A 13,493-nucleotide genomic window follows, 5' to 3' on the forward strand; every position below is an offset into this window, starting at 1 on the left:
CGGAAGCGGGTTCGGGGTACGGGACATGGCAGAACGGTAGCAAGTATCGGCGTTTTATGCCAGATATGTTCCGTTTATCCGCCGCGCCTGTCACTCCTATATAATGTCCAATAAGGTTGCATTATCGGACTACTTTGTCTTCTATACAGAGATGACCGCTCTGACCGCCAAAACAGCCGGAATTCGCGCCCGGAACAGCTCAGCAAGGCGCCGCAATGCACGGGATTTCGCTGATCTTTCGGCTCTCGCGCAACCACGACCGCCTACCGAAGAAACCGCGCCGTCGGCGCTACAAAACCGGAGGGAACCGGATGGCCGATGATGTGATCTACCAGGAGAGTGCCGAACTGGCAGCCCCCTCCCCTGCCCTGTCCGACCATCAACCCCCGGCGCTGCGCGATCTGGCAGAGCGGGCGCGCGGCTATGCCGAGGCGGCAAGTTCGGCCAATACCCGCAAGGCCTATGCAGCCGACTGGAAGCATTTTGCCGGCTGGTGCCGGCGTGAAGGATTGGATGCAGCCGCGCCTGACCCGCAGTGCGTTGGCCTTTACATCACCGCCTGCGCCTCTGGTGCGAAGTCGGTCGGCGGTCGGAAGAACGCGGTCTCGACCATCGAACGGCGACTGTCAGCACTGGTCTGGGCCTATATGCAGCGCGGGCTGGCACTTGACCGGCGAGATCGTCACATCGCCACGGTGCTGGCGGGCATCCGCAACAGCCACGCTGCGCCGCCCCGCCAGAAAGAAGCGATCCTGCCCGAGGATCTGTTGGCGATGCTGGAGACCTGTGATCGCGGCACACTGCGGGGGTTGCGCGACCGGGCCATGCTGCTGATCGGCTTTGCCGGCGGGCTGCGGCGCTCCGAGATCACCGGGCTGGACGCTGGCCGGGACCAGACAGAGGACGGGCGCGGCTGGATTGAGGCACTACCCGGCGGGCTGCTGGTCACACTCCGCGGTAAGACTGGCTGGCGCGAGGTCGAAGTAGGGCGTGGATCTTCAGCCGCCACCTGTCCCGTCGAGGCGTTGGAGCTATGGCTAAAACTTGCGCGGATCAGCCAGGGCCCACTGTTCCGCCGCATCACTGGCAAAGGCAAAGAACCCGGTCCGATGCGCCTGAACGACCGAGAGGTCGCCCGATTGGTCAAACGGGCGGCCCAGGCCGCCGGGCTCCGCGGCGACCTGCCCGAAAAGGACCGCCCTGCCCTCTTCTCCGGACACTCGCTCCGTGCAGGCCTGGCCTCATCTGCCCAAGTCGACGAACGCCATGTCCAGAAGCAACTCGGCCATGCCAGCGCCGAGATGACACGCCGCTACCAGCGCAGGCGTGACAGGTTCAGGGTCAATCTGACCAAAGCTGCTGGCTTGTAACTAAACGTCCGGGGCATTGCTACGGATCGAGAGCCCCTGCACGCTCTAGCCATTCGCAAAGTCGCCCAACATCAGCAGCGCTGCCAAAGCTTGTGACGAGTTTCCTTGCCGTCCATCACGCGACATGGAGATGCCAACAGGCATACACGTGGCGATCAATAATTGTGCCACAAGCCAACAGTGCCCCCCCTGCAACAATCCGGTAGTCATCAGTATGACCTTGCGGTCTTACAACCAGCGACTGGATCACCTCCTTTTGCCTTGAATTGATTCAACCAGCTGAGCCGACGCTTCGGTGTCAAAACTCTTTCTTGGCTGATCTGGGTTGGCAGGGACTTGCGAGATCGGAACAACTTGCTCCAAAAGGCCGACGGAGCGTTTAGGTTCGATCCAGAGAGCGTCCGCAGCGGCGAGATACGTCCAGAGGCCAAGACGGAGCCGTTTAGGAGTTTCGCTCACTCCTGCTTGCCTTTCGATCAGACCCCGGCAGTTCGAAGGGCAAGCTTGGAAGCTCAGCAATGTGCGACAGCCGTTTACAACTGTAAAATGTTCGGGCAGCCTCGCCATGCATGTAGTCACGACGCGACAGCGTAAACACTATATGCAGGAAACTCTTGACATAAGCCAGTGAATCACCGCCCTTGTCAGCAAGTGGCGTGAAAAATGCTACATTTTCGGATTTGAGGCAACCAGATGATTCCCGTGACACCGCTATCTGCGGATCGCCCGTCAGCACTCGCAACTGACATTTCTGAGCGACTGAACGCCGCGATCAGGGAGCATCTCCTTGCCGCGTTTGCTCCGGACAACACCAAAACCCTTCGCGAGTTCTCTGCGCCAGAGGTCGCCGAACTGCTCGATGTCTCGGGTCAGTTCATGCGGAAAGTTCATGCGGACGGCGTTCTAGCGGAACCCGCAATCAACCGTGGAGGGCGCCGCTACTACTCCGGTCAGGAGATATTGCAGGCACGCGAGATCCTTGAACGAACCTCCCGGAAGAAGGGACATTACCTGCCACGCAGGATGGAGGGCGAAAAGCTTCAAGTCTGGCAACTGATGAACTTCAAGGGCGGATCCAGCAAAAGCACGACGACGATCCACCTTGCCCATTACTTCGCATTGCAAGGCTATCGGGTGCTAGTAGTCGACCTCGATCCCCAGGGCTCGCTGACATCCATGTGTGGTATCAGCCCCGAGATCGAGTTCGATGGGCTCACTATTTATGATGCCATCAAGTATGAAGATCCATCACCGATGGCCGACGTGATCGTGCAAACCTATTTTCCCGGGCTCGCGATCGCCCCTTCCCGGCTCGTCCTGTCCGAGTTCGAGACGGAATCGGCGGTTCACTCGAACCCAGAAAGGCCATTCTACTTCCGGATCCGCGATGCACTGGCGCAGGTCGAGGCTGACTACGACCTGGTCCTGATGGACAGCCCTCCGCAGCTTGGCTTCCTGACGATTTCCGGGATGGCCGCCGCGACCTCAATTATTGTCCCGATGACCCCATCGATGCTGGATGTATCGTCTACTGCGCAGTTCCTTGAACTCGCGGGTGCTTACATGGGCGTCATCGAAGATGCCGGCGCGGCGCTCGACTACGATCACTTTAAGCTTCTCATCACTCGTGATGAACCCACGGACATCCCTTCTCAGCAGATCACTTCGTTCATGCGGGCCTTGTTTCAGGATCGCGTCATGTCAGCCACGGCCCTCAAGAGCACGGCAATCAGTGACGCGACCATGCTCAAGCAATCGCTCTATGAAGTGGTTCGCTCCGATATGACCAGAGCAACATACGACAGGGCCCGCGGCTCAATGGACGCTATCGGCCGCGAGATCGAAGCAATGGTCCGGCAAACCTGGGGGCGTAAGTAATGGCTCGCAAATCGCTCAGCGGAATGACGGGCATCGCAAGTACGATCGCGCGCTCCACCACCTCGCAGTCCGAGCGGTCGACCAGGATCACCGCGCCCGCGCTCGGGGCCTTGCAAGGATCCCTCGCGGCAATTCGCGAAATTGAACCTGGCTTGATCGACGACTGGGGCCCCGTCGACCGGCTTACACCATTTACAGCTGTAAACGATGAAGAAGCGGATGACGGCCTCGAGAGCCTGACGAACAGCATCCGGGATCAGGGACAGCAGGTGCCAATCCTGGTCCGCAAGGCGAAAGCCGAAGGCCGCTACGAGGTCATCTACGGACGGCGGCGCCTCGCCGCCTGTCGTGACCTGGGCATCAAAGTCCGGGCCAATGTCCAGGACCTGGATGACGCAACAGCCCTTATAGCTAAAGGCCTCGAGAACGCTGCACGAAGAAACCTGTCCTTCTATGAGCGAGCTCGGTTCGCCCAAGCGATTATCGATGCCGGCCATCCACCAGCTACTGCGAAGGCGGTGCTTAATCTCTCCGCAGCGGGTCTTTCCCACCTGACGAAGATCACCCAGGCCATACCTGCAGATGTCGGCTCGCTCATCGGTGCCGCCCAGAAATCTGGACGACCAAAATGGACTGCTCTGGCAGAACTTTTCATCGCTGGGAAGCTGACCGAGAATACAGCTGACGGGATTCTGAGATCCGCAAACGAGCGCCTGACTTCCGACGAACGCCTGGACCACCTCATTCGCGAGGCAACAAAGCGCGGCGCACGGCATGACGAAATCGCCGAAAGTACCCCCGTCGACGGCGTCACGATCCGCTCTGGCCGTAGCTCATTGACGCTTACCGTAAAGCGAAGCGGAGCAAATGCCGAGTTCGCTTCCTGGCTGGACACCCGGCTTCAGAACCTCATCAAGCAATCCTATGCGGAGTTCAGATCAAGATCCCCACAGGACGACGAATAACCAACCGAGGCAGAGCAGAAAGGAGGAAAGGCTAACAAAACAAAACCCCCGAAGCTGTGAAGCTCCGGAGGCTGCCGCGCCGAAGCGCATTCTCGATTAGACACCCTGAATCTAGCAGCCCCCGAATCACGAATCAAGAGCAACGCTTCAGAGCGAACGGGATAGTTTTGCTCGCTGATCAGTATGAAACACATCACATCCACGGTCCTTGCGGCCGGGGCACAGGAAATCTGTGTCAAAGCTGCGGAGCATTCGCTCCCCGGCATGGGTTCGATCACCCTGCAGCCAGCGTTTCGCCCCGTCACTCGGCGCGAAGTCATGGCAGCGGTCAACACCTGTGGCCGAGACCTCGGGCTTCGTCCCGCGACGCTTGTCGTGCTCGACGCCCTGCTGAGTTGCCTGCCCTCCCAGAGTTCAGACGGGCGCGAGGTGCCGGTATCACCGACCACCCTGCTCACGGTCTATGCCAGCAACGAAACCCTGTGCTTCCGCGCCAAGGGCATGACCGACCGACAACTCCGCCGCCATTTAGAGGCACTTGAGACCACCGGGCTCATCCAGCGCCGCGACAGCGCCAATGGCAAGCGCTTCCCGGTGATGCGCCAAGGTAAAGCAATTGGCGCCTTCGGACTCGATCTTTCGCCGCTCTTCGCCCGGGCAGACGAACTTCTGGCGCTGGCCCTTTGCCGTCGCGAAGAAGCCGAAGAACTGCGCGGCCTGCGGGCTCAGATCCTGCGGCTCCGTGCTGCCTGCCTCAACCTGACACTCGATGCCGCTGCTTCCGCCTTCGTCGATGGCCTTCGCAATCTCATCCGCAGAGTATCGCTGACGCTGACCGAAGCTCGCGCCGCGCTTGCCCAATTGACCGCGGTTGTCTCTCCGCGGACAGAACCGGCCCAACCCCAAATCAAAGCACCAAAGACAGTCTCTGATGAGCCAGCGGTCATTTCCGATGACAGTCCTGCTCAGGAAGCCGGTTCTGGCCATAACCTCTTCGACCACGACGCAGCAACGACGATCCCGATCCAGCCTCAAAGCACACCAACGGCCACATCCCAATCCGACCAAACGCCCGCCTCTGACGGACAGAATGTCCGCCACATAGAGCAAGAGTCAGATTCAAAAAAAAGAATCAGAGAAAGTTCGACACTCCCATGCTGGGGCGATCTGACCGAGGTCAGCGCCTTCTACGCTGAACCTGCCAACGCCCAAGAGGCCAAGGTCATCGCCTTTGAGTTTGGGAAGATGCTGAGAATAAGTCAGGATCTCTTGGCCAGTGCCACAAGTAAACTTGGGCTTTGGGCGCTTCTCATGCTCGAAGACCGGATCGCACGGCAAGCCAATGAGATCCTGAACCCCGATGCCTACCTGCGTTCTGTGCTCCGAGGCTGAAGAAGGGCCACACTGCCTCTCTCCATCCAATCCGTAGACCAACCAGACACAACCATGTAAGTTCCTTCATTGTTCTCACGCTCATGCGTTCCGAGGTGCCGTCATGTGCAATCTTTATTCCCAGACCAAAAGCCAGGACGCGATGCGTCAGGTGTTTCGCGATGCGCTGCAAGAGGATGAAGAGCTTTTCGATACCGCGGGCAACCTTGCCCCTGCGCCCGCCATTTTCCCGGACTCCGCGGCACCGATCATCCGGCGCGGCGATGGGCGCAACTGGTCCCTGACCACGGCCCGCTGGGGCATGCCGACCCCGCCCGTCTATCTGACTGGCAAGCGCACGGATCCCGGCGTCACCAATATCCGCAACCTCGGGTCGCCACATTGGCGACGCTGGCTTGGTGTGGAGCACCGCTGCCTGGTTCCGTTCACCAGCTTTTCCGAGATTGACAGCCGCCCCGGTGCGCCGCGCAACAGCCCAGTCTGGTTCGCGCTTGGGCAGGATCGGCCGCTGGCGTTCTTCGCAGGAATCCGCACCGAATGGACCTCGGTCCGGAAGTTGAAGGAAGGCGAAGTCACGACCGAGTTGTTCGGGTTTCTGACCTGCGCGCCGAACGCCGAGGTGGCTCCGGTGCATCCAAAAGCGATGCCGGTGATCCTGACCACGCCCGAGGAGTGGCGTGCATGGCTGACCGCGGACATTTCTGCGGCATTGAAGCTTCAACGCCCTCTGCCGAACGGCCTGCTGAAGATTGTCGCCGAGGGCAGCCGTGCAGATCCTGCGTGACCGGCACCTCAAGGAAAATGATGATCCGCTTCATCTGCTGAACGGGCGTGTCCATGAGGCCGAGGGCCGGGGCAGGGCGGGGTTCGCGCTGTTTCAGGCGGTGCGGCTTCCCGGACCGATCATCTGGATCATTCTTGCCCATGATTCTGATCGACCGATGCCAGGTGCCCTGCCGCGCGGTGTTGCGGAACGGCTGCATCTCATCGAGGCCCGTAGCGAGACGGATCTGCTATGGGCCGTCGAGGAATCCCTGCGCGCCCGCCCGGTCGGGCTGGTCATCGCGACGCCGGAGAAGCCGATCTCGCTGACCGCAGGCCGACGGTTGCAACTGGCCGCCGAGGCAGGTGGAACTATAGGATTATTGCTCATCAGGGAGGGCGGGGGAAGCAATGCCGCCGAGACTCGTTGGAAATGTGAACCACTGTCTGGACCTGCGGACTCGACTCGTCACAGGTGGATCCTTAATAAGAACAAAAAGGGAACAATTGGATTCCATGATGTGAGCTGGGATGGCGCGACGGCTGCTTTCCATCTGGTTCCCCCGGCTGGCGAGCGATGTCAGCCTGAGGAGCCGCCCCGTTGAGGGGCCATTCGCGTTGACGCTCCGGGCGTCAAACGCCGAGCATCTGCATTGTCTCAACCTTGCCGCCAGCCAGGCCGGGTTGCATCGCGGCATGGCCCTGGCCGATGCGCGGGCAATCTGCCCCGTGCTTTCAACCCGTCCCGCCGATCCGGTGCGCGAGGGCGGGTCGCTCGAAAGCCTCCGCCGATGGGCTGGCCGCTATGGGCCACTGGCAGCAAAGGACGGGACTGACGGGCTGATCGTAGATGTCTCCGGCGTTGCGCATCTCTTTGGCGGCGAGGAAGAACTGCTTGCCGATGTCGGGGCGCGTCTGGAGCGGGCAGGGATAGCAACCAAGGGCGCGATTGCCGAGACGAGAGGAGGGGCCTGGGCATTGGCCCGGCGCGGCGGTGGTGTCATCCCTGAAGGTGGGCTTCTGGCACGGCTTGGCCCGATGCCGGTCAGCGCATTGCGGATTGACGCAAATATCGCCGAGAGCCTCGCGCGCCTTGGCCTGCACCGGATCGGGGATCTGGCCGGGATGGCCCGCGCGCCACTGGCGAAACGCTTCGGGCACGATCTTTTGCGCCGCCTGGATCAGGCACTTGGGCGACAGGCCGAGCCGGTGGCGGCCGAGCCTGATCCGCCGCATTTCGGGGTGCGGATGACGCTGCCCGAGCCGATCGGGCTTACGGCAGATGTGATGGGATTGCTCGACCGGCTGCTGATCCGGCTTTGCGACAAGCTGAAGGCAGAAGGGCAGGGGGCGCGGAAGCTCGCTCTGGAACTTCGACGCGTCGATCATTCGGCGGCAATAGTCGAGATCGGGCTCGCCCGCGCAATGCGCGACCCGGCTCGCATCTCCGCTCTGTTCCTGAAAGGCGTGGAGGATGTTGACGCCGGTTTCGGGATCGACGGGCTGCGGCTGAGTGCGGTGGCGACCGAGCCGCTGGCACCGGAACAGATCGGGGATGCGAAGATCCGGCAGGACGATGAGCTTTCCGATCTGATTTCCCGGCTTGGTAACCGGCTCGGTTTTGAGGCGGTTCAGAGGTTCCTGCCCGCGAAAAGTCGCATACCCGAGCGCAGCTTCTTCACTGTTCCGGCCGCCTATGCCAAGTCTGAGCCCTTCCCGGAGCGGCGCCGTCCTCGCCGCCCGATCACCCTTTTTCCGGCGGAGCCACTGCTGCGGGTCTCGGGCAACCCGCCCGCCCGGTTCAGCTGGCGCCGGATGCCGCTGACCACCCTGCGCGCCCAGGGACCGGAACGGATCACCCCCGAATGGTGGTTTGACGATCCGGCTTGGCGTTCCGGGGTTCGGGATTACTGGCGGGTCGAGACACAGGAAGGGCCGCGGCTCTGGCTGTTCCGCACGCCGCAAAGCGGGGACTGGTATGCACAGGGGGTATTTCTGTGACCGCCTATGCCGAGCTTTGCGTGACATCGAACTTCACCTTCCTTACAGGGGCCTCGCATCCAGAAGAGCTGGTGAAACGCGCCACTGAGCTGGGGCTGAAGGCTATTGCCATCACTGACCGCAATTCCGTGGCCGGGGTGGTAAGAGCTTTTTCCGCGCTGAAGGAACTGGCCCGTGTGGCCGCCGATGCGGGGCAGGGGGCCGATCTGTCCCGGCTGATCCCCGGCGCGCGACTGGTGCTGACGGATTCTGCCGTCGAATGGGTCGCGCTGCCAACTGACCTTGCAGCCTGGTCGCGGCTGACCCGGCTTCTGTCCCTGGGAAAACGCCGGGCAGAGAAGGGCAGTTGCTACATCGGTCTGGCCGATCTGGAAGAATGGGGCAGGGGGATGATCCTGATCGCCCTGCCGCCTGATCCGCTGGAGGGGGTGGGGTTCACAGAGGATCTGCGCCGGATTGCATCGCGTTTCACCGGCCAGTGCTTCCTTGGTGCCGCTCCTGTTTATGACGGGCAGGACCAAGAGCGGCTGGATCGTCTGGCCGAGCTCTCGCAATCCATCGGCCTTCCGAAGGTCGCGGTCGGCAACGTGCTGATGCACCGGTCCAACCGGCGGCCGCTGGCCGATGTGCTGACCTGCATCCGCGAGGGCTGCACCATCGACGCCATCGGAGACCGTCGGCTTGCCAATGGCGAACATCGTCTGAAATCCGGCGACGAGCTGGCCCGGATCTTTCACCGCTATCCGGCGGCGCTGCGCCGCACGGTCGAGATCGCCGATCGCTGTGTGTTCCGCATGGATCAGCTGAAATACCAATATCCTGACGAGGCGCGGGACGGTGAACCGGCCCAGACCCGCCTTGCACGGCTGGCGCGTGAGGGGCTGACCTGGCGCTACCCGGGCGGCGCTCCACCGAAGATCGTCAGCCGTGTCGAGAAGGAACTCCTTCTGATCGCCGAGGTCGAATATGCCCCCTACTTCCTGACCGTCCATGACATTGTCAGCTTCGCCCGCTCGCGCGGGATCCTGTGTCAGGGGCGCGGCTCGGCGGCGAATTCCGTGGTCTGCTACCTGCTCGGCATCACCGAGGTGCCGCCCGAGAGCATCACCCTGATATTCGAACGCTTCATTTCGAGAGAACGCGGCGAGCCACCGGATATCGACGTGGATTTCGAGCATGAGCGTCGCGAGGAGGTGATCCAGTGGATCTATGAGCGCTACACCCGCGACCGTGCCGGGCTGACGGCTGTGGTGATCCATTTCCGGTCCCGCGCCGCGATCCGCGAGGTTGGCAAGGTCATGGGGTTGTCGCAGGATGTGGTGGCGCGGCTATCGGGCCAGATCTGGGGTTGGTCTTCATCCGCTCCTGGCGAGGACCGGCTGCGCGATGCCGGGCTGAACCCCGAAGACCGGCGTGTCGCGCTGGCGGTCAGGCTGATCGGCGAGATCATCGGTTTTCCCCGCCACCTCAGCCAGCATGTCGGTGGTTTCGTGATCACCCATGGCCGCCTAGACGAGCTTTGCCCGATCGAGAATGCCGCGATGGAGGATCGTACCGTCATTGAATGGGACAAGGACGATATCGACGCGCTTGGGCTTTTGAAGGTCGATATTCTCGCGCTCGGCATGCTGACCGCAATCCGCAAGGCCTTCAGCCTGATCGTGGATCACCAGCAGCAGGAGCTGACGCTCGCCAATGTCCCGCCCGAGGATGGGCAGGTCTACGATATGCTCTGCAAGGCTGATGCCATCGGGGTGTTTCAGGTCGAAAGCAGGGCGCAACTGAACTTCCTGCCCCGGATGCAGCCCCGCAAGTTCTACGATCTGGTCTGCGAGGTCGCCATTGTGCGCCCCGGGCCCATTCAGGGCGGCATGGTGCATCCCTTCATCAACCGCCGGCAGGGCCGCGAAAAGGTCGAGGATCTCGGCCCCGCGATGATGGAAGTGCTGGGCCGCACCTATGGTGTGCCGCTCTTCCAGGAGCAGGCGATGCAGATCGCGGTGGTGGCCGCTGGCTTCTCACCCTCTGAGGCTGACCGGCTTCGGCGTTCACTCGCCACCTTCAAGCGCATGGGGACCATCGGCGGTTTTCGCGACCGCTTTGTCGGCGGCATGCTCGAACGCGGCTATGACGCAGATTTCGCGGCCCGCTGCTTTGCGCAGATCGAGGGGTTTGGCTCCTACGGTTTCCCTGAAAGCCACGCCGCCAGCTTTGCGCGCCTCGTCTATGTGTCGGCCTGGCTCAAGCGTCACCATCAGGCGATCTTCACTTGCGCGCTCCTGAATGCGCAGCCAATGGGGTTCTATGCTCCGGCCCAACTGGTGCGCGATGCCCGCGATCACGGGGTGGAGGTGCGGCCGGTCTCGGTCAACCACTCCGTCTGGGATTGCACCATCGAGCCGCGAGCGGACGGATCGCTCGCACTCAGGCTTGGCTTTCGCCAGGTGAAGGGGATGCGGGAGGAGGACGCGGTCTGGATAGCCGCGGCCCGCGGCAATGGTTATCCTGACGTGGAAAGCGTCTGGCGCCGCGCCGGAGTTTGGCCCGACGCGCTGGACCGGCTGGCCGAGGCCGACGGCTTTGCCGGGCTTGGCCTCTCCCGCCGCGACGCGCTCTGGCAGGCCAGGGCGCTGAAGGCACCCAAACCCCTGCCGCTCTTCGGCATGGACGGGGAGGGTGGCGCGGAGCCGGTGGTCGATTTGCCCCGCATGACACTTGGTCAGGAGGTGATCGAGGATTACCTGTCGCTGCGCCTCAGCTTACGCGCACATCCGATGGAGATCCTTCGGCCTGGCCTGCCTGAAAGCCTGCCGGCCGAGCGGCTATCCGTGGCGAAAGGGCGGGTGGTGCTGACCGGGCTGGTGATCACCCGGCAACGACCGGGCACTGCCTCCGGCGTGGTGTTCCTGACGCTGGAAGACGAGACCGGCACCGCGAATGTGGTGGTCTGGCGTAAGGTTTACGAGGCCTTCCGCCCAGCGGTGGTGGCAGGGAGACTCCTGCGTGTGACCGGCCGCATCGAGCGCGATGGTCAGGTGGTCCATCTGATCGCGGAACGGATCGAGGATCTCTCGGCGCGGCTCTCGACCATCGGGCATCAGTTGCGGATTGGGGCGGAAACCGAGCGGGCAGGGGAGACAGTTCGGCCAACGCGAACGGCCGGCAGAGCGCGGCATCCGCGCGAGCAGGCGAAGAAGCTGTTCCCGAGCAGGGATTTCCATTGATTGTCTTGGCAGTGGAGCTGTTCGGCTCGTGTGGAACATTGACAGAACACGTCTGATCCGTGAAATTGGCTCACCCGTTTCGGAGCCCGGTGGATGTTCGACGCCGAACCCCAGTTGGAAGTATTTCCCCGCGAAGTGCAGCTCAGGCGGATCGATCCCGCCTGCAATATGAAGCGGTTCTACAGGATGACCGTGCAGCGCGATCTTTTCGGCGGCTCCAGCCTCATCCGCGAATGGGGCCGCATCGGTCGGCGCGGTCAGGTCCTAGTCGAACCGCACCCTGATGAAGGGCAAGCCATCAATGCGTTGATGAAACTTGCTCGTGCCAAGCAGCGCAGGGGTTATGGGGTGTGAGATCTGGGAGCCTGCGGTAGTTTCGGCCCATAGCCGCCGGTCGACCAAGACCAATGCCGCTTTGCTGCACTCCTGGAAGCGGACGGTCGAGGAGTGGCGCAGAAAATGTCCAGCCGGGACGTAGGCATTGCGGGACGGAGCTGCCGTTTGCAGGTGCCGCGACGAAGCGCACCATCGCCCCAGGGCATGCCGACAGGGGCGGAGATCAGCCGTTCGCTTCGGTTGCATTGGTGCAGCTGTTACAGGCGCCAGCCTCTCCGCCAGATTTCGCAAGAAACTTCTCAGCCGATGATTGTGGAGGTGGTGTGATGGTGAGTAAACTACTTACCCAATACAATTGGTCGTAGAGAACATGTACATCGACTTTTACGGAAGAAAAACATCCGAACGCCCATCGGTGGGGCATTTCGAAAAGTCGCGCGGCGGGATATGGCGCTTAGTAAATCCGAGCTTGCCCATTGATGCTTTAATGTCAATTCTTGAGGATATAAACCTGAAGGTTATACAGGGATTATTTGCTGATCCCTCAATATTCTGGGACACCTTGGCCACCTTCGACTTTGATTTGATGCATGCCGGGCTAGACCCGGAAGCGCGTGCAAGTCGAGATGAGTTCAACGAGTTCTTCAAGTCCGCCTCAAGTGATGCGCAGAAGTTAATACTCTACTATTCAGTTAGAGGATATAATCATGCGGCCCAAAACATGCTTAACCATGTTGTGATTAGCTTGGGAGATGCCTACGAATTACTGTCGCAAGATAATTTAGACGACAGCACTCCACTAGATATTCAGTCTTATGGCGGTGAGCACTACAGAAATTTGTCCTCGACAACATGCTTTAGAATTTGGGAGAAATTGAGCTTCTGTATAGAGAAAGTCATAAGTCTCCTTGACTTCCTCAGTAAGTACGTCGCAGAAATATCGGAAATGCACGGTAAAAAACTAACTGGAAAACTTAACACGTCCAGCGTGACTTATGGAGATTGGCGAAAGATAAAACTCGCGAAAAATACCGCGCTTTGTGATCTGACAGATGCATTGAGGCTTTTGACTGTTCTTCGTGATGAGACTGTACATAATGGAACTATTGATCATTTCTCCAGGGTCTACGAGCACGCAATAAATTCTAAGGTACAGTCCAGATTCTTGCTACTTCCAGACCATGAAGGTGGCAGAATTCTGACTGCAGCTGGAAGGCGGCGCTTCTTTCGTCAAGACAACCATCTGAACGCAATATTACCAGGTGCCATTCATCAAGTTCTCAACGACACGCTTCTCTCCCTGCAGACCGTCAATTCCAGAATGCCTACAGTATGGGATGATCCGTCTTTATATTATGATCGCCACGAGGAATTGCATGAGGCTCTAGACGCCGCAGGAAAAGTGGGAGCATTCGTGAAGTACAAAGCAACTGACGCATAACTGGTCAGAGGCGGTTTGTAGGGGCAGTGAACATACTACGTCACAGCGAGCGATGGGTCCGGCACTCTCAGCCGCTCCACTACCCTGGCAGGCGAGCGCCGGCCCAAAGCGGTCAGTCAACGCA

General features: G+C 60.7%; 10 protein-coding genes. All 10 read left to right on the forward strand.

Going from position 1 to position 13,493, the window contains the following annotated elements:
* The first annotated feature begins 311 nt into the window (after positions 1-311).
* The 10 genes from XINFAN_RS20485 (at position 312) to XINFAN_RS20530 (ending at position 13,369) form a co-directional block, all read left to right on the forward strand.
* Complete coding sequence (locus tag XINFAN_RS20485) at positions 312-1,370, forward strand: site-specific integrase (protein WP_199286491.1); 1,059 nt, start codon at positions 312-314, stop codon at positions 1,368-1,370.
* 693 nt (positions 1,371-2,063) lie between these two features.
* Positions 2,064-3,248 (forward strand): plasmid partitioning protein RepA, encoded by a 1,185-nt coding sequence (repA, locus tag XINFAN_RS20490; RefSeq protein WP_124088709.1) that lies wholly within the window; start codon positions 2,064-2,066, stop codon positions 3,246-3,248.
* Positions 3,248-4,213: a plasmid partitioning protein RepB gene (gene repB / locus XINFAN_RS20495; RefSeq protein ID WP_124088710.1), complete on the forward strand. Its 966-nt coding sequence runs from the start codon at positions 3,248-3,250 to the stop codon at positions 4,211-4,213. Before repA ends, repB begins: the two co-directional genes overlap by 1 nt.
* A gap of 183 nt (positions 4,214-4,396) precedes the next feature.
* Entirely contained in the window at positions 4,397-5,605 is a 1,209-nt protein-coding gene (locus XINFAN_RS20500; RefSeq protein ID WP_124088711.1) for a helix-turn-helix domain-containing protein, read from the forward strand.
* Positions 5,606-5,708: 103 nt separating this feature from the next.
* Positions 5,709-6,389, forward strand: coding sequence for an SOS response-associated peptidase (locus tag XINFAN_RS20505; protein ID WP_124088712.1), 681 nt, complete (start codon positions 5,709-5,711; stop codon positions 6,387-6,389).
* The gene (locus tag XINFAN_RS20510) at positions 6,373-6,972 is read left to right on the forward strand and encodes an ImuA family protein (RefSeq protein WP_233352432.1); all 600 of its coding nucleotides are present in this window, start codon (positions 6,373-6,375) and stop codon (positions 6,970-6,972) included. Before XINFAN_RS20505 ends, XINFAN_RS20510 begins: the two co-directional genes overlap by 17 nt.
* Positions 6,973-6,985: 13 nt before the next feature.
* On the forward strand, positions 6,986-8,368 hold the full coding sequence (locus XINFAN_RS20515) for a Y-family DNA polymerase (RefSeq protein WP_435530882.1): 1,383 nt from the start codon (positions 6,986-6,988) through the stop codon (positions 8,366-8,368).
* Complete coding sequence (locus tag XINFAN_RS20520) at positions 8,365-11,592, forward strand: error-prone DNA polymerase (protein WP_124088714.1); 3,228 nt, start codon at positions 8,365-8,367, stop codon at positions 11,590-11,592. The genes XINFAN_RS20515 and XINFAN_RS20520 overlap by 4 nt, the downstream gene beginning before the upstream one ends.
* A gap of 93 nt (positions 11,593-11,685) precedes the next feature.
* Positions 11,686-11,946 (forward strand): WGR domain-containing protein, encoded by a 261-nt coding sequence (locus XINFAN_RS20525; RefSeq protein WP_124088715.1) that lies wholly within the window; start codon positions 11,686-11,688, stop codon positions 11,944-11,946.
* 352 nt (positions 11,947-12,298) lie between these two features.
* Complete coding sequence (locus XINFAN_RS20530; RefSeq protein ID WP_124088716.1) at positions 12,299-13,369, forward strand: hypothetical protein; 1,071 nt, start codon at positions 12,299-12,301, stop codon at positions 13,367-13,369.
* The last annotated feature ends 124 nt before the right edge of the window (positions 13,370-13,493 follow it).

Origin of the sequence: Pseudogemmobacter humi (genome assembly GCF_900609055.1) — a bacterium.
GTDB lineage: Bacteria > Pseudomonadota > Alphaproteobacteria > Rhodobacterales > Rhodobacteraceae > Pseudogemmobacter > Pseudogemmobacter humi.

Excerpts from the sequence above, each read along its gene's own strand:
- XINFAN_RS20485 (WP_199286491.1), top strand. The coding sequence starts at position 312 with ATGGCCGATGATGTGATCTACCAGGAGAGTGCCGAACTGGCAGCCCCC.
- repA (WP_124088709.1), top strand. The coding sequence starts at position 2,064 with ATGATTCCCGTGACACCGCTATCTGCGGATCGCCCGTCAGCACTCGCA.
- repB (WP_124088710.1), top strand. The coding sequence starts at position 3,248 with ATGGCTCGCAAATCGCTCAGCGGAATGACGGGCATCGCAAGTACGATC.
- XINFAN_RS20500 (WP_124088711.1), top strand. The coding sequence starts at position 4,397 with ATGAAACACATCACATCCACGGTCCTTGCGGCCGGGGCACAGGAAATC.
- XINFAN_RS20505 (WP_124088712.1), top strand. The coding sequence starts at position 5,709 with ATGTGCAATCTTTATTCCCAGACCAAAAGCCAGGACGCGATGCGTCAG.
- XINFAN_RS20525 (WP_124088715.1), top strand. The coding sequence starts at position 11,686 with ATGTTCGACGCCGAACCCCAGTTGGAAGTATTTCCCCGCGAAGTGCAG.
- XINFAN_RS20530 (WP_124088716.1), top strand. The coding sequence starts at position 12,299 with ATGTACATCGACTTTTACGGAAGAAAAACATCCGAACGCCCATCGGTG.